Annotated in this window: 8 protein-coding genes; all 8 read right to left on the bottom strand. The window is 71.3% G+C overall.

Going from position 1 to position 17,650, the window contains the following annotated elements:
- Nucleotides 1-503: 503 nt before the first annotated feature.
- The 8 genes from GTZ93_RS07760 to GTZ93_RS07725 are packed head-to-tail and all read right to left on the bottom strand — an operon-like array spanning nucleotide 504 to nucleotide 17,581.
- Nucleotides 504-2,666, bottom strand: a complete 2,163-nt coding sequence (locus GTZ93_RS07760; protein ID WP_139916137.1) for a hypothetical protein — start codon at nucleotides 2,664-2,666, stop codon at nucleotides 504-506.
- Nucleotides 2,663-4,273 carry a hypothetical protein gene (locus GTZ93_RS07755; RefSeq protein WP_139916138.1) on the bottom strand — a complete coding sequence of 537 codons (1,611 nt, stop codon included), beginning with the start codon at nucleotides 4,271-4,273 and terminating at the stop codon, nucleotides 2,663-2,665. The genes GTZ93_RS07760 and GTZ93_RS07755 overlap by 4 nt, the downstream gene beginning before the upstream one ends.
- Nucleotides 4,242-4,436 (bottom strand): hypothetical protein, encoded by a 195-nt coding sequence (locus GTZ93_RS07750; protein WP_120594156.1) that lies wholly within the window; start codon nucleotides 4,434-4,436, stop codon nucleotides 4,242-4,244. Before GTZ93_RS07750 ends, GTZ93_RS07755 begins: the two co-directional genes overlap by 32 nt.
- Before the next feature lie 4 nt (nucleotides 4,437-4,440).
- Complete coding sequence (locus GTZ93_RS07745; RefSeq protein WP_139916139.1) at nucleotides 4,441-5,628, bottom strand: phage baseplate assembly protein V; 1,188 nt, start codon at nucleotides 5,626-5,628, stop codon at nucleotides 4,441-4,443.
- Entirely contained in the window at nucleotides 5,625-5,834 is a 210-nt protein-coding gene (locus GTZ93_RS07740) for a hypothetical protein (RefSeq protein ID WP_120565664.1), read from the bottom strand. The genes GTZ93_RS07745 and GTZ93_RS07740 overlap by 4 nt, the downstream gene beginning before the upstream one ends.
- Nucleotides 5,834-6,175 carry a hypothetical protein gene (locus tag GTZ93_RS07735; protein ID WP_139916140.1) on the bottom strand — a complete coding sequence of 114 codons (342 nt, stop codon included), beginning with the start codon at nucleotides 6,173-6,175 and terminating at the stop codon, nucleotides 5,834-5,836. The genes GTZ93_RS07740 and GTZ93_RS07735 overlap by 1 nt, the downstream gene beginning before the upstream one ends.
- A 31-nt stretch (nucleotides 6,176-6,206) precedes the next feature.
- Nucleotides 6,207-13,814 carry a hypothetical protein gene (locus tag GTZ93_RS07730; protein WP_161662710.1) on the bottom strand — a complete coding sequence of 2,536 codons (7,608 nt, stop codon included), beginning with the start codon at nucleotides 13,812-13,814 and terminating at the stop codon, nucleotides 6,207-6,209.
- The gene (locus tag GTZ93_RS07725; RefSeq protein ID WP_139921252.1) at nucleotides 13,811-17,581 is read right to left on the bottom strand and encodes a phage tail protein; all 3,771 of its coding nucleotides are present in this window, start codon (nucleotides 17,579-17,581) and stop codon (nucleotides 13,811-13,813) included. The genes GTZ93_RS07730 and GTZ93_RS07725 overlap by 4 nt, the downstream gene beginning before the upstream one ends.
- Nucleotides 17,582-17,650: the final 69 nt, after the last annotated feature.

Below are 17,650 nucleotides of genomic sequence, written 5' to 3'. Positions count from 1 at the left end.
AGTGACATCCCCGCCCGCGGTGCGAGGACGAAGTGGTCGTGGCTCCGCGACCTCCGTCTGGAACTCTGGGGCGCTGGGGACAACGGGGAGCGCGAGCGTGGAAGGCAGTTGCCCATCTGGGCTTCGGGTCACGAGTTCGACCGGTGGCCTTGGTTCCTTGAGCTGTGCCGACGTGCCGACAGGTCGGGGAACGCGACGGCGGATGGGTGCGATGGGTTCCGTTACGGCCGGGACTTCGACCCGCTCAGGACGCTTGAGCACAAGTGGTGCCGCGTTGTCAGACTCCATGAGCCCCATGGACCTGGGGCCTGTCGAGGGCGAGGCGGTCTTCACCGCGCGGCCTGGCTCCCCTTCCCGCCTTCGCGCACCCGGCGTTGGCAGGGACGGTGGCAGCGGTGGATCCACCTTGAAGTCTCCGCGCTCCCCCCTCTCCAGGGGATGGAGCACCCGGTCCAATTCCGCGAGCAGCGCGGCCACCGCGAAGAGGTCGTCTCTGGCTTCGCTCATGTCGGCACTCCCAGCCAGGACTTGAGGACCGTGGTCGCGGCTCTCAACTCCGGGTCCCTCAACACCGTCTTCGTCACGCCGCCGTCCTGCACCGTGATGTTGGCCGTGCCTGAATCCAGCTCGATGGGGAGCATGACTCCCGTGGCGAGACTTGGGCCTCCGAAGCCCTTGAAGTCGCGCCGCAGCGTCACGTCGCGCACCAGCGCCTTGGGCATCTGCAGGTCGCGCAGCGTGATGACCACGACCTCCTCGTCGTCCTCGCAGCACAGCGGAGTGGGCGTCGTTGTCACCTCGTCGTCCGCTCGGGCCGCCGCGCCCGTGCGCACGTCCACCGTGTCCACGGTGGCCACTCCCTGCCACCACGTTCCTTCATCATCCGCTCCGCGCACGAGCAACAGCTCCCCGGGCCTTGCAACCTGCATCGGTTTGCTTGAGCCAGATGTGCTCGTCAGCGGAACGCCATCCAGGAACAGTCGCGTCGCGCCGACCTCCACCGGCGGCAGCAACTTGAACGTCTGGCCTGGATACGGCGCGGCCACCGATGACGGCACCAGTCCCAGCGCGCCTCCGACCTGCCCCAGGATCAGGCTCAGCTTCGCTCCCAGAGCGATGATCTCCTGCACCACCCCGTCCGCCTGCGGACCCGCCGCCGCGTGTCCCTCCATCAATTCCTGCGTGGAGATGGACACCGCGCTTCCACTCACGGGCGAGCCACTCCTCACCAGCCCGGCGACACCCGGCAGCTTCGCGTCCGTCGCGATGGACACATTCAGCGGTGCGATTCGCAGTCGCTTCTCGGCTCCTTTCACCTCCCAGCCCAGCACCAGCGCCAGCGTGGGCCGGTCCCCTCCCACGTTCGCCACATGTCCCGGCTGCACTTGTCCCAGGTCCACCGTGGGCGTCACCGACAACACCGTCGCCTGCGTGAGCGTGTCCTTCACCAGGGCCACCGGTCCCACCAGCGGGATTCCCGTGGACTGTCCCGCGAGCACTCGCGTCAGGCTGTCGCAGAATGGCTTCAGCACGAGCTTCAGCAGCGGTGCCAGAGCAGCCCGGTTGCGCACGTCGAACCATCGCTGACGGAACACCCAGTGGAAGCGCAGCGACCATTCCAACGTCCGGAGCATCCGCAGCGACCCGTCCGGATATGCCAGCCGCGACGCCACCGCCTCGTCCATTCCCTTCCCTGCCTCGATGTCCAACGTCGTCAGCTCGTTGGACAGCTGTCCGGGGATGCCGGGTGAATCCGCCCTCCGCAGCGTGGTCTTCAACGACGCAAGCCCCGACACGGACGCAGTCACGGTGCGTGGCGGCTGGAGCGCCGTGGCCACCGCTCCGTAGTCCGTCGCCGACGCCTGAAGTGAGTCCGCCGCGCGTTGGAGCGCATCCGTCAACTCAGGTGCCGCGCCCTGCTCCTCCAGCGTGGCCTTCGCCTGGAGCAGCACGTTCCGGTCCGCCAGGCACTCGCTCTGGCGGGTTGAGGCCCCGGACGCCACCGGATCAAAGGCGCTGGATGTCGACGAGACGCTCAGCCCATCCAGCACGCTGCTCAGGGACACCGTCTCCGATGTCGTCTTCAGCTCCGCCCGCCTCGTGGTGCGCAGGCCCGTCCAGGTCCCCAGCTCCGCGACGCCGCTCTCCGCCGCATCCTTCCGCTGGTCCGTGGTGAACAGCCCCGCGTCGATGGCGTCCTCCACGGTGCCGCTCGCCGACAGGGGCCCGAAGTCATACGTGGGCACTCGCACCGCCACCTCGCCGCCGTGCTTCTCGTCGCGGAACGCGAACAGCGTCACCGTGCCAGCGAGCACCGCCGCTCCCGTGAGCTTCCCGTCTCCATCCGCTCCGATGGTGCCCACCGCGAACTCCAGCTCCTCCGCGCCCGGCAGCCGGCTCTCACTCCCCACGAGCGAACCGACGGACACATTCGGCAGGCCTTCGCCCCGGGGCGCGGCGGCCAGGGCTGGCGCTAGCGCGATGCCCACCGCGCGACGACGGGCCCGCTCGATGACGTTGAACACGGGCAGGAGCGCGCACACCGTCTGGACGTGTGGCGCGTCCTGATCCGCCACGCCGTCCATGCGGTCCAGGAACGCCTCCAGCTGCTTCCATGCCGCCGTCCAGCCGTCCAGCTCCGCGCTCAGGCGCGTCACCGCGCTCACGGGCCGTTTCCCTTCTTCGGCGTGCCGGGTGGCGGCGTGGACGTGTCAGCCGCGGGGGGCTGCGGACTCGGCGGACGTTCGGACGCGCCTGGACCTCCGAAGCCGATGGCCAGTGAACGCCCTCCCCGGCGCTGGGAGTGCTTCGTGGACGCCATGCCCTCCAGGATCTCCTTCTGTTCCTCCACGTGCTCCTTCGACTGGTCCAGCACCTCCACCAGCGCGGAGCGGCTCCGCTCGGCCGCGGCCTTCAGTTCATCGGGCGTGCGCCCCACCGCCTTCACGAACCTCTCGGGCGCCTTCTCCACCGCGTTCACGAACTTGTCCGCCTGCTTCTGGGCCTTCGTCTTCAGGTTGCCCCAGGCGTCCTTCACCTCGTCACCGCTCGCCTCCAGCACCTGCGCGGCCTCGCTCTCCAGCAGGGCCTTCTTCACGTCCTGGAGCGTGAGGTCTCCCGATGCCAGCTCCATCGCCGCGGACAGGCCCAGCAGTTCCCAGAGCATCGCGGCCTTCGCCAGGTTGGGCCCCGCCGCCAGCAGGCAGATGCCTCCCACGTAGCCTCCCGGGGGCCGGTTCGTCGCCGTGAGGAAGGCCTGCTTCAGCCCCGCCACTCCGCCCGTCGTGGACACCGGCAGCGCGTACATGCCCGCGGACTTGAGCGCGTTCAGCAGGTCGATGATGGCCTGCACCGCCTGCGCCAGCTTCATCAACACCTGCACCTTGTCCTGCATCGCGGCGGCGAGACTCCGCAGAAGCGTCGCCAGGTTGTCCACCGACAGGAGCAGCGCCCTCAGCGCCTCCGGGAGGATGAGCAGCTTCTCCAGGTCCGGGAACAGGTCGCGCATGCGCGCGGACTTCCAGTCCGGCTTCACCGACCTGCCACGCGCCCGGCTGCGGCGCGGATCCAGCGCGCCCTTCGGGTATTTCTCGAACGCCTTCTTGAACGCGCTGATGTTGAGCAGCTTGCCCAGCAGGTACAGCGCCTGCCGGAGTGCATCCAGCGACGGTGCCGCCATCACGATGAACACCGCCTGCACCGGCGCGCCGTCCGTCACCGTCGGGCGCGAGTCGTCCCCCGGATCATCGAAGGACGCGACGAACCGCCCCGCCCAGCGCGCGAAGCCGTCCGGCGTCACTGGCGGGCGCTCCAGCGCGAAGCCCGCCTTGAAGTCCTTGGGGATGTTCGGGATGAAGCCCGTCTCCGCCAGGTTCGTCTCCGTGGGCCCGATGCCCGGCGCGTCGGCGTAGAGGTACGCGCCCGCGTTGAGCAGGTCGTTGATGATGTCCTTGAGCAGCTCGTAGGCCGCGAGGATGAGCGCCCGGAACGGATCCGGCAGGCCCAGGAGGATGGCCGCCAGCGCCTGGAGCAGCGCCTGCACGAACTGGAGCACCGCGATGATGATCTGCAGCGGCGGCTTGATGATGCCCACCAGCTGCTCCAACCCCGGCGGCACGCCGATCAGCAGCGGCCGCCACGCGGGCCCGCCCCCGGCCTCAGTGCCGGTGGCGTCCGTGCCTTCCGCATCCTCCAATGCCTTCGCCAGGTCCTCGCAGCAGGCCTCCAGCGCGCCGTGGAGCTCAGCGATAGCGGCGTCGTTGAACTCGGCCACGCGCGTCCTCCCGGGTGCGTTGTTCCAGCTCCATCAGCTTCTCCAGCCGCTCGGCGTCCTGGGCCACGCCCACCGCCGCCGCCTGGAGCAGCAGGGCCTTCACCTCCTCCAGCCGCTCGCGCAGCACCGAGGCTTCCAGTGGCTTCCAGTCGGGAGCCTTCATCGCGTCACCCCACCGGCATGCGCTTGACGAAGCCGAAGTAGGACCAGTCCAGCATTGGCGTCATCGCCGCCCAGACATCCAGGAGCGGCCCGTACGCAGCCACCGTCATCGGGTTCACCGCCTTGAGGATCTGCGCCAGCATCGTGAAGTGGATGGCCAGCCCGTCCCCCAACACCATGGGCGAGATGGCGGTGAGGCCTCCCATCTGGCACACGCCCAGCATCGTGTTGATGGACACGTTGCCTGCCAACGCGTCGATGGAGACGGCGTTGAGCGACGGGCCCGGCATGTCCGGCATCGCCGCGGCCACCGTCACCGCCTTGCCCGCCGCGAGGTTCACGTTGCCGCCGGACGTGACGCCGTAGCCTCCCACCGCTGTTTCCTGCGACGCGCCGGAGACGATGCGCGTGTGGCTGCCCTGGATGCGGTCCTCACGCGGGCCGCCGACGATCTCCTTCAGGCCGCTGCCACCCACCGTGCGCGAGTAGCCCGCCACGTCCACCTTTTCCGTCAGCGACCCCGTCACGTGCAGCGACACGTCCCCGCCCACGTCGCGGGTGTGGCTGCCGTCCACCGTCTCGTCCTGCTTGCCCGCCACCTCCAGGTGGTCGTCGCCGTCCACCTCCGCGGAGCGGTTGCCCTCGTTCACCGTGCGCTCGTTGCTGATGAGCCGGTCCAGGCCTTCCGCGGACAGGATGACGCGGTTGCCCTGCCGGTCGTGGATCTCCACGCGCGCGGTCTCCGGCCGGTCGTCCAGGACGATGTAGTGGCCCGTGGCGGACTTGAGCATCCGCACGCCCGGCACCGCGGACTGGGGCGGGTAATCGTGCTTGGGAATCTCACTGACGTCCGGGGCCACTCGCGCGGTGGAGTCCGGCTGGCCCAGGTCCGCGAGCGCGGGCTGCCCCCACCACATGCCGCTCCAGATGGGTTGGGATAGGTCTCCGCCCTCGAACTCCACCCAGACGCCCGCGCCCACGTCCGGCACCACGAAGAGGCCCTGATCCGGTCCCGCGTATGGCGTGCACGGCATGGCCCAGCCCGTGGCCACGTCCCCCATCAGGCGCGGCACCACGCACTGGATGCGCCCCAGGTTGAGCGGATCCGAGACGTTCGTCACATAGCCCCGGTACTTGCCGAAGTAGCGGCTCTCCGTGCGTTCGATGAGCTGCTGCAGCAGTTGTTCGATCATCGCGCGCTCCCCAGGTCGTCGTCCTCGTCGTACTGGCGCACGCCGGAGACGTCCGACAGGTTGATGTAGACGGGTGTGGCGCCATCCGGCCCGGTGAGGTGGACGACGTCGTCGATGAGCTCCACCACCAGGCCCACGTACACCTGGCCCAGCGTGGTGAAGAGGTAGCAGCGCTGCCCCATGCTGGCTTCGAGCAGCTTGCGCATCACTCCTCCAGCTTCTGCACCAGCCGCGTGGCCAGCTTCACGCGCGTGTCCACCCAGACGCCCACGTCGCGCTGGCGCTCGGAGGCGAGCCTGCGGCGCGCGGCGCGCACCAGGTCCTGGAGCGTCACGGGCACCGTGGGCACCGGCGGCAGACGGGAGATGCGCACGTCCAGCGCCCGGAGCACGGAGGTGTCCAGGTCCAGCTTCGCGCGCGTGCCGGCCAGGTTCTCCAGCGTCGCGGCCTTCGCGTCGGGCGCGTCCGGCGTGGCGGAGAGGGAGACTTCGGGCAGCGCGGTGCGCTGGAGGGCGACAAGGCCACTGAGGGCGAAGGGGTCGGGCATGGGGGTGTCCTCGCGAAAGGGACTTCCAGCGCTACGGGTTGAGCTCCACCACGGCGTCGGCTTCCTGGACGTGCACACCGGAGGTGGTCGCGTTGCCGACGGCCGCCACGCGCGAGCCGCCCAGGATGATGACGGAGTGGGCATACGGATCCGGTAGCGGCTCCGGCGGGAGGGGCCGGATGCCCGCGTCCTGCACCGGGATGGGGCCGGTGGTGCCGCCCGTGTAGAACGAGTCCGCCAGCACCTCGTGCAGCACGGAGACGTTGAGGATGCTCTCCTTCACCGTGGACGCCGCCGAGTCGATGCCGAGCACGCTCTTGTCCACCAGCTGGAGGGCCTTCTTCGGGTCGCCGTCCGCCGCGGTCAGCACGGAGCGCACCTGGCCCTGCACGTCCTCGGGCTTGTCCGCGTGCATCGCGACGCGGTCCACCAGGTCCCGCAGGGCGCTCGTGGGCGAGTCGTCCTTGGTCACCGCGATGCCGTAGAGCGTCCGGGCCGCCATGCTCACGTCCATGGTCGCGGGCAGCTTCGAGCGGACGTCCTGCATCGTGGTGTTGTCCAGCACGCCCTTGGCGGGGATCTCCGCCCGGGCCTGGGGCGGGAGGGGCGTGGGTTGGAAGACGAGCTCCGCGAGCAGCGTGGAGAAGGCATCGCTCGCCACGTCGCGGCGGCGCTGGAGGCCACCCAGGAGCAGCTCCTGGTCCAGGGGCACGCCCAGGGTGGAGCCTCCGCCCACGGGAATCTGGAGCGTCAGCCTGTCCGAGGGCATCAGCCACTGGGGACGCACCACCGGCGGGGGCGGCGTCACCGTCTCCGCGCCCAGCACCACGTTGCCGGTGAAGGTCACCGGCGCTTTCTCCACGCGCAGGACGACGACGTTCACGGCGTCCAGGCACTGGCACCGGTTGCCGCTGAAGACGGTGGAGTCCGCGCGGCGCAGGTACACCGCGCCCACGCCGCCCTCGCTGCGCAGCTCGTTGCCGGACACGGCCGCGGAGATGACCGCGCCGCCATTGCCCAGCAGGAGCAGCGCCGGGCCTCGCGCGGTGATGTCGTTGCCCTCCACCTGCACGCCCCGCTTCTCCTTCACCACCGGCTTCGGAAGGATGGGGATGGGCTTGACGAGGAAGTCCACCAACGCGGGCTGCACGAGCGCCGTCGTCGCCGAGAGGTAGCGCGAGGCCGCCGCGCTGGCGCTCAGGGTGGGCGCGAAGTCCGCGGCCGTCACCGTGAGCGCGCGGTTGAGCACCGGCCCCGCGGCGAACTTCTGCTTCAACGAACCCAGCTGCACCAGGTCCTCCACGCGGGGCACCGACGCGAGCGTGGCGATGGAGGACGGCGCGGAGTTGCCGGGGACCGTGCGGCCATCCGTGCTCGGTTTGGGCACCGGGTCCGTGGCGAGGAAGGGTACGCGCGACAGCTTCGCCACCAGGTCCGGAGGCAGCGTGTCGGTGACGACGAGGACGCCCGCGCCTCCGCCACCGCCGCCCGCGTGGCGCACGGTGTTGCCGCGCACCACCGTCTCGCCTCGCCAGTCGATGGCCACCTCGTGGAGCACCGCCTGCGGCAGCGTGTTGCCGCTCTCCAGGAAGACGTTGCCCTTCACCACCAGCTCGCCAGAGCCCACGAACGAGGCCACCGCCTGGCCCAGGCCGGGCTCGCCCGCGGTGGGCAGGCCCGCGCACGCGAAGAGGTGGTTGTCGGAGACCACCGTCACGGACAGGTCCGGCCGCAGCCGCAGGCCCGACACCGCGCAGCCCTCCAGCCGATTGCCGTCCACATCCAGCAGCGAGCCTGGATCCGTGGGCGCCTCCGTCAGCAGGTGCCCCGCAGCGCCCAGGGCGGTGATACCGGTGACGGTGTCGCGCACGGTGTTGTCCGCCAGCCGAACGCGGCCCTGCACGCCGGACACGAAGAGGCCGTCCGCGGGCAACGGGAAGGTGTCGAAGACGGGGTCCACCAGGTCGCCGGGGTCCGGGGCCTCGCCGCGCGCCAGCTGCTCCAGCGACTTGCTCAGCATGTCCAGGATGCCGTCCAGCTCCTGCATGCCGGTGACGACGGCGACGAGCGACGCGGAGACCTTGTCGGAGCGCTGGCGCAGGTACTCCTGGAGCCGCGCGACTCGTGATGCGTCGTCCTCGTCGGGATCCAGGGCCTGCTCCACGGCGCGCAGCAGGACCGCGGCGGCGTCCAGCTCGGCCGTCACCGCGCTGGATCTGGCGACGGCCTCCGCGGCGGTGGTCGCGGGCTCGTCCACCAGCAGGTGCAGGGCCTGGCGCGCGGGCACGCCGCCGTTGCCGCTGGTGAGCGCGGTGATGGCGTCGCTCACGCGCTGGAGCGCCAGCGTGCGGAGCCTCCCCTGGATGCCCGCGATATCCAGCACGCGGTCGTACTGGGAGAGGTAGAGCTGCAACGAGCCGCTGAGCACCGGCCCCGGCGCCATGTCGCGCACGGCCAGCACCAGCGCGCCCAGGGCGGAGACCCAGCGCTCCAGCGGCTCTGCCTTCGGCGGCACGGGCGGTAGGGGCATGGGCAGCACCTCCAGCGTCTGCACGCGGATGCGGTCCAGGAGACTCCGGGCGATGGCCACCTGCTCCATGCGCTTCTGCGGCTGGGCGATGGCGTCGACCACCGCCTGGTGCGCCTGCAACGAGAGCGCGGACAGCTCCGCGTCGCCGCTCACCAGCTCGCCCAGCTGCCCCACCGCGGTGCCGAAGGCGCGCAGCTGCTTCTCCACCGTGTCGTCGGATTCCGTGACGAGGCCCGCCGCCTGCCGGTCCAGGTTCGTGGCGTACAGGCCGATGGTGGCGGTGATCCCCTGCGCCGCGATGCGCGTGCCGTCCTCCGGCGCGACGTCCGACGGGGGCAGCACGCCGGTGGTGAAGTCCAGCACCTGCTTGAGCGTGGCGCGCATGCGGTCCACCACCGGCTGCATCTTGCCGCCGGTGCGCTCCACGTCGCGGTAGTCCGCCTCCACCTGCGAGGCCAGCGCGGGGTGAAGCTCCTGGAGCTGATCCGTCAGGGCCTCCTTGGACAGGCGCAGCTGCACGAGCACGTCCGTGTTGGCCTTCGCGTCCCGGGTTCCCGGCTGGAGCGGCAGCTGTTGCAGCGCGGCCTGGGCGAAGGTGCCGATGATGGTCTTCTTGGGCCCCACCGCCTGGCCGATGACGGGCTGCCTCGCGCGCTGCGCCTGCGCCTCGCGCAGCTGGGCCACCTGGCTCAACGCCCCCGCCAGCGTGACCAGCGCGGTCAGGTCAGTCGGCCCGCCCTGTACCCGGGCCAGGGCCTTGAGGAGGCCCTCCTGCGTGTCGGAGGGCAGGCCCTGCACCAGCGAGTCGAAGGCGCCCTTGATGCGGTCCGCCGTCGCCACCACGGCGTCCTTGCCGGACACAGTGGCCAGATCGAACTGCGCCACCATGTCCCACGCCTCCTGGGACACGGGGTCCGGCGCGGTGAAGCTGGAGGCGCGGCTCAGCGACGAGCGCACCGCGTGCGCGGTCTGGGTGTGGTCGTTGAAGCTCTGGGCGGCGCGCAGCTCCGCGACGTCGTTCTCCAGCGCGGAGAGAATGGAGTCGGGCACGGTCCCCAGGTCCTCCAGCTCCACCACCAGGGTGTCGAGCGGGCCGTACAGGCCCCGGCCAGCCTTCTGGCGTCCGTCCACGTTCGCGCCCGTGTACTGCAACACGATGGCGTACAGGCCCACCACGGCGCCGTGCACGTCCGCGCGCTCCGGGCGGACCGTGGAGCTCGTGACACTGAGTTGCTGGAGCACCACGGTGATGGGCGGCAGCTTCACCGGGCCCGTCACGGGCGGCGGCTGCGTCGTCGTCACCGGCGCGTGCACGCCGTCCACCTCGTTGCCCTCCACGGTGATGCCGGAGCCGGACACCACCGCGATACCCGCAGCTCGCACCTCCGCGTCCGGGAGTCCGGGCGCGCCGTAGGCCTCCGTGCGCCCCACCTGGAGCAGCCGGTTGCCGCGCACCTGCGCCTCGTCCACGCCCGCGAGCACCACCGCGCCCCGGAGCGTCAACCGCTCCAGCCAGCGCAGCGCCGCGTCCAGGGGAGCGCGCACGCGGGTCGTGGCGTTGGCGAGCAGCGCCTCCACGAGCGGCCGGGGACGGGACTTCGCGTCCGCGCTCAGCACGGCCTCCAGGCCTGGGTCCAGGCGGGACAGCGCCAGCGTGTTGTCCTCCTGCGACGGCACGTCCGCGAGCGCCACCTGTTCGAAGCGGTTGTCCTCCACGCGCAGGCGTCCCACCGCGCCGCCCGTGCCCCAGGTGCGCACGGCCGAGTCCCCCAGCGCGCGCACCACGTTGCCTCGGATGCGCACGTCGAACACCGGCTGCGGACCGCCCAGCAGGATGCCGAAGCCCGGCGTGGACTCGCCGTCGCCTTCGATGCGGTTGTCCACCACCTCCACGTCCGAGGCGGGGCGGCCGTTGGACGCGCCGTCATCCAGGCCGTCGCCCACGACGATGCCGGCCACCACGCCCAGCACGGACGCGGCGGGCACGGCCGGCAGGGAGATCCACGACTCGCGCACGCGCAGCGCCCGGCCCACCAGTTGGATGCCCACCTGGAACAGGCTGTCCGACACGGCGTTGCGGATCTCGTTGCCCACGACGTCCACGCCATCGCCCGCGACCTGGATGCCCACGGCCGCGGATCCCAGAATCTGGTTCTCCGCCACCACCACGCGGTCCACCGGCCCCGCGAGTCCCCCTTCCGCCAGGTCCTGCACCAGGATGCCCACCTGGAAGCCCTGGACGCTGTTGCCGCGCACCTCCACGCCCGCCAGCCGCCCGTCCGCCACGTGGATGCCCGTGGTCGCGTCCCCCAGCGGCTGGAGCCGGTTGTTGGTGATGGCCAGCGCGTCCACGAAGAGGCCCGCGCGCGGGAAGGACGCGAGGAAGCGCTCCGCGAGATACGGGGCATACGGCGCCACCGCGATGCCTGTCGCCGCGCCGACGCGATTCTCGTCGATGACGATGCGAGCGCAGGTGCCCGTCACCAGCACGCCTGTCGCCTCGGAGCCGGCCTGGTTCGCCTGGATGTGGCAGCGGCGCAGCGTCACGCCGCTGGAGTCCGCCAGCGTCACCACGCCGTGAGGCAGCGCCGCCAGCGCGTCGAGCAGCGGCTTCGCTTCCGGCACGTCCTCCAGCGGCTGGCCTGGATGCTGGCGTTGCAGCTTGCGCAGCTGCACCAGGGTGGCCACCACGGAGCCCGCCGCGCGGCCCTGGCCCGGGACGATGGCCTTGATGCGGTCGACGACCACGTCCACGAAGTCGGCTTCGGCGGACGGGTGCTTCACGTCGTCCTCCTCCAGCACCCGGTCGTCGTCCACCTCCACCAGCGGCACGAAGCGCTGGCCGTTCGACAGGGCCACGCTCGTCTTCACCGCCTTCACCACGGGCTGGAGGCCTCCGCCAATCACCACGTCCTCGAAGGGGGCCTCCACCAGCTTGAGGTCCTCGATGCGCACATCGCCATCCAGGCCGCAGCGGTCCAAGAAGAAGGCTCCGCCGGAGCCCTGGGTGCGCAGCTCGGTGGCCTCTCCGTCGCCCAGGAGGTGCACGGAGGACAGGTTGCGCAGCAGCACGGGGTGCTCCAGCTTGTAGCGGCCGGCTCGCACGAAGATGGAGCCGCCCTGCCCTCCCATCCGGTCCACCGCCGCCTGGAGCGCCTCGTCGCCAGTGATGCCTTCGAGCAGGTCCTGGTCGACGTCGCCGAAGCTGCGCACGCCGTCGCCCACGACCACCGTGAAGACGCCCGGGCCGATGACGCGCTCGGAGAGCTCCACCAACCTGTCTCGCACCTGGGCGAGCGGCAGGTAGCGCGGACGAAGGTCCTCGAAGATTCGCGTCTCGCCTCCTGTCACTCGCGCCAGGGGCACGCAGTGGTGCACCGGACCGTGCACGGGCGCGTCCGTGAGCTGCTCGACTTCACCCCGGGCCGCGCCGTCCGCCGCGCGCACTCGCACGGTGAAGGACCAGTATTCGGTCGCGCGTCCTTCCGTGTTGCCGAAGGCCAGGGTGATGCCATCGTCGAAGCGGTAGCGCGTGTTGGGCACCACCAGGTCGCCGCCGTCCCACCGGCGCACCACCGCGCCCTGCTCCGGACTGAAGGCCCGGCCCAGCGTTCCTCCCACGGGGAGCGGCACGGGGTCCGTGGTGAGCACCGTGCTCGCGTCCGCCAGCTCCAGCTTGCCCGTGTCCGCCTGGACGCCTCGCAGCCGCCGCAGCACTGGCAGCGACGGGCCTTCCGGCTGGAGCCGGGTGACCCGGTCTTCGATGACGACGAGGTCTCCCGCGCGCAGCTTCGCGGCGCTCGCGGGGGAGACCTGGAGCGTCATCGCATCCGCCGCCGCGGGCGCGGTCAGCGGGAGCACCGTGGAGCCGTTGTCTCGCGACCACAGCACCACCGGCTGCGCTCCGCCCCGGAAGAACTCCACGCGGAAGTGGAGGTTGTCGGAGCCTGTGTAGCCCTCGCCCGTGGAGGCGTTCTCCGTGGACAGGCAGCGGTCTCGGCAGGGATCCAGCGGCTCTGGTGGGAAGCGGTCCGGCAGCGCGCCCTTCGGGATGTTGGTGGTGAGGCGTGCGCCGCTGGTGGGCGTGGGCAGGACCTCCGCGTCGGTGTCAGACAGCCCCTGGAGCGCGCGCACCTGGGTGACGAGCCGCAGGCGCACGGTGGTGTCCTGGCCGTCCAGCGCGGGCTCCTCCAGGAACGCGTCGTCGTACTGGGTGGTGGTCTGCTCCCAGCAGTCGAGGAAGAAGAAGTGGTGCCGCGAGCCGTCCGTGGGCAGCGCCGCCAGCGGATCCGCCTCCGGTAGATCCAGCTGCACGGAGTAGCGCAGGTCCTGCTCCAGGAAGATGCGCACGCCGTCGAGCAGCATGCGGCCCGCGCCCGGCAGCGTCCCGTCACCACCCCTAATAATGATATCGGCGCCCAGCGCCGCGTCCTCCACACGCAGCGCGGCCACCCACGTGCGGGCCACGGGCGGCAGGCCCAGCACGCCCCAGGAGCTCAGCTTCGTCGGGTCCACGCCCGCGAACGCGGCGACGGGGAAGCGCACGTCGTTCCATCCCGTGGGCCGCTGCCCCAGACCGGCGGAGAGGACCGCTTCATTCCCTTCCGTGTCCGCGACGACCACGCGCAGGTCGATGAACTCATCGTCGGTGAGTGGCCGTTCGAAGCGCAGGCCGATGACGAGCACGGAGGCGGTGAAGGTGGTGCTGTCCGAGCGAGGCACTGCCGTGAGATCCAACGGCGCGGGCAGCGTGCGGCGCAGCGCGATGTGGCCCCGGCTGCGCACCACGAACGGCAGCGTCTCCGAGTCGTAACGGTCCAGGCGCAGCTCGCGCGGGATGATGCGCTCGTCGTCCGCGGGCAGGCCCTGCCCCGTCCAGCCGAGCACGTTGCGGATGGGATCCACCAGGTACGTGTCGACGATTCGGAAGCCGTCGTCGGGCGAGCCCTCGGCGACGTCGGCGGAGCGGCGGCGCGAGTCCACGGTGCGCAGCCGCACCTCCTCGTTCCAGTCAGCGTCGAGGCTCATGCGCCCCATCTGCTGATAGACGCCGGAGAATCGCCGGGCTTCGTCGAAGCGGGACCTGGAGGTGTACGCTTTCACGGTCATGGTCGGCTCATCCGAACGAGGTCGTCCTGGCTGCGGTCGGCGTGGAAGGGCGTGATGCCAATGGGCATGCTGTCGTCGGTGCGCGCGGAGAGTTCGCGCTCGTGGTCGGAGCGCTCGTCGTGGGCACCGGGGACTCCGCCGCGCTCGGAGGCGTGGAGCGCGTCGGGGCCGTTGTTGTCGCCCAGGACGAGGTAGCCCGGGTCCGTCTGGCGGTTCGACTGGAAGGACACGGTGTGCACCCGCGACTGGTGCGACACCGGAGGCTGTCCGCCGCGTGCGAGGAGGCTGTAGCGCAGCCAGCCCAGGTCCGGCCGGTCCGTGCGCACCTCGCCCGCGAAGGCACAGGAGGAAGCCTCCAGCACGCCCGCTTCCGTGGCCCCGAGCACCGTGCAGTGCCGCAGTCGCACGGTCGCGCCCGCCGCTCGGATGGCGACGGCGTCGCGGTCTCCGGCGTCGAAGGTGCAGCCCGCGGCGATGAGGTGCACCCAGGGCGGCAGTTCGATGGCGCCCACCATGCAGCCGTAGAGGCGCAGCTCCACGTCGGCGGGAGGCAGCGAACGCCGCGCGCTGATGTCCTGGTGCCCACCGCCCGGCATCCACAGGCCCACCTGTCCGGGGACGCCCAGGTTGCACCAGCGCAGATCCGCTTGCCCCCGAGCGAGCACCAGATCCAGCCGTCCCGCGAGCCACAGACCCGCGAGCCACACGCGCGTGGCCGCGCTGCCTCCGAAGCCTGGGTAGAGCGCCAACGAGAGGCCGTGCTCGTCCGCGCCGATGCAGGGCGCCGCGCCCGTGTCCGCGGCGAAGAGGGACAGCCCGTTGTCCAGCCCCTGTGACAGACGCTCTGGAGCCAGGCGCGGCGAACCGATGAGGCCCAGCACCGGAGGTGATCCGGATGGGCTTCCTTCCGTGACGTTCACGATGTCCGTCGGTGCCTGGCCTCCGGTTGTCAGCACCGACGGCGAGCCGCTTGCGACGATGGGGCGCGCCTGGCCTCCAGTCGCCAGCGCCGGAAGCGCTACGGCTTGGAGTCCATCCGCGACGGTGGCGACGATGGGCCGCTCCTGGCCTCCGGCCGCCAGCACTCCGCCCGCGCGCTCCGGGGAGATCCACGCGGTGACAGGAAGGCCGGCGCCGGAGCGGTCGCCAGGACGGTCCGGCGGATCGATGAATGGGAAGTCCGGCTCCGCCCACGCGGCGGGCGGACGGCGGTCCGGCGGAAGCAGCCCCGCTCCCAATGAGGCGCCCCGCCCTACCCGCGCGGAGACGGTGACGCGGCCCACGGGTGCGTCGTCCTGGAGCACGACGCGGCCCAGGCGTGGATCCACCGCGACGATGCCGGAGGCGATGCTCGGAGCGAGCGTCGTCCACGGGCCCAGGCTTCGCTGGCGCAGCTGGAACGGGTGGCGACTCAGCCGTCCTGGCACCGAGTAGCGCCGCGCACCGCCGGCCACGGAAGCATCCCGCGAGTGGTACGCACCACCGGGCCGGGAATCGAGCGGGAGCGGCTGGCCCTCGCGAGGCTCGATGAACGCGGCGCCGTCGTTGGCGACGTTGAAACGCAGGAGTTCATCCGGGAGCAGGGCCAACTCTGGCAGGAAGGCCAGGTAGCCCCGCCCGCCCAGTGAGAAGACGACCTCCGACGCGGGCAGCGGCGCCGGATCCGTGAGGAGCACGCGCCCGTCGACGTACAGCGCTTCGCCCGGAACCGGCGGGTTCGTCCCCGAGGCCTCCAGCAGTCCGGCGACCCAGGCATCCTCGCCTGCCTTCAGCGTCATCCGTTGAGGACGCGTCGTGTCCGCCCAGACGAGCGCCTCCACGCCGTCGGCGGTGGTGGTTGCCACGAGCGTGCCGGGCAGGTTCGCGGTGATGGGCAGTGGGGCAAGGGGGCGCCAGACAGGGCTCGCGGAGGCCGGATCACAGAGCATCACCGGCACGGCCAGTTCTCCCGTCACGGCCTCGCCGCCCACGAGCATCAGTCCTTGTGCCGTGCTCAGCAGCGTCGCGGCCTTGCGCTCCTGGCGGTTGCGCACCGCATGGGGCCGCCACGGTCCGCCCGTGACCGGCAGCGACCAGAGGTCTCCAGTGGGCGCACCGCCCAGGTCACCGCCGAAGACGAAGACCCGGCCGCCGCGCACGCACAGGCTGGGAGCCAGTCGCGCCGAGGGCTGCCGTGGGCTCGCGGTGTCCAACCGCGTCCCCGTCGGAGTCGCGGTGTCCAGGCCCGTCACCGACCACACGCCCAGCTTCCCCGTGCCGTCCGGCGCAACCAGCAACAGTGCGTCACCAGCGATGGCCAGGGACATGCCTGGACCGTCTGGAGGCAACGCGCCGATGAGCTCCGCCACCTGCCAGGGCGCACCGTCAGCGCTCGCGTCGAAGCGGGCAAGGCGCAGGCTGCCATCCGCGAGGTGTTGCTCGATGCGAGCGACCCACGGCGCACCGGCCAGGTCCACGCGGATGGCATTGCTGCGAGGAGGCCCCTGGCGCAGACCCACGGTGAGGGTGCGCCACGTTCCGTCCACGTCGCGCAGGCGCGGCTCACCGCTCACCCGCTCCACGAGCAACGCCGCCGTGGTGCCGCCCAGGAGCTGGTTCGCTTCCGGCGAGACGGTGACGGCGTTCAGTGCGTCCGACACCAGTTCCGTGGACAGGAGCACCGTGTCCGAGTTCTCACGCGCGGCCAGCAGCGTCAGTCGCCAGGTGTCTCCAGGCGAAGGCCTGCCCCGGTCCGCGAAGCGCAGCGTGGGAGCGGGCCCCACGGGTGCGGTGGGCAGGGGTCCGCGCAGGAGCGGCAGGGACTCCGGACCCACCAGCGGAATGCCGTCGACAGAGATGGTGATGGCATCCGCGCGTTCAGCGGCGTCGGCGTCCTCGGCCAGCGAGGTAGGGGTGAGCAGCATCGCCGCCGTGCGTCCCGTGACGAGCGACGGAGGCGCGGGCTCATGGCGAGCAGTGAGGCCTCCAGTGAGATCCGCGCGCTCCAGAGGCTTGAGCCAAACCAGGGGACCATCGCGGTCCAGTGGATCCACGCGAAAGCCCCGGTAACCGTTGGGCAGCGTGAGCACGGTGGCCGGGGTGACTTCCTCCAACTCCACGAGCGTCAAGCGCGCGGTGCGGATGAGGGCGACATCGGGACGCGCCCAGCCCAGCAGATCCAACGTGCGCGGCGTCGCGGCGACACGGCCCGCATCCGCGCTCCCCAGCCGACGCAAGGCCTGGTCCAGCGTCTCCCCCGGCGCGATGCCAATGAACGGGCCACGCTCCGGGACACCATCGCGGGGACGCTCGATGCCAGGCGAGCGGCGGGTGAGCGGATCCGCGAGGCCGATGGGATCCCACATCACCGCGCTGCGGCCGCGCCAGGGCAGCAAGTCGTTGAGGTCCTGGGTCTCCAGCAGCGAACGGAAGGACTCGTCCACTTCCGCATCCCAGAGGCTGGTGACGGAGAGCACCTCCTCCAGCGACGCGAGCGTGCCCTTCCGTCGGCGCCACGCCACCGCGCGAGCCACCACACCGCGCTGCACGCGAGGGTCGTCGGTGATCAGCCGTGCGCCCATCAACTCCGCGAGCAACGGCAGCGCCTGCGGACCCGCACGCTCCACGAAATGATCATCCCAGAGCTGATCCACCGCGCGCGCGAACGCATCCAGCTCCATGCCCAGCACGGCGAGCAGCTTGAGGAGCGGCTGATCCGCGAGCGTGAAGTCCCGCGCCGAGTAGAGACCCGGGAGGAGCTGGCTCAGCCGCTGAGAAGGAGGGCTCATGGGGCCTGCCCCTCCACGACCGGAAGCGTCGCGGCCACGCCGTAACGCGCCACGCCAAGCGCCCGAACA

This window comes from Corallococcus exiguus (assembly GCF_009909105.1).
Classification (GTDB): domain Bacteria; phylum Myxococcota; class Myxococcia; order Myxococcales; family Myxococcaceae; genus Corallococcus; species Corallococcus exiguus.
The sequence above is the reverse complement of the archived record's forward strand: the minus strand, read 5'-3'. Positions and strand labels throughout refer to the sequence as shown.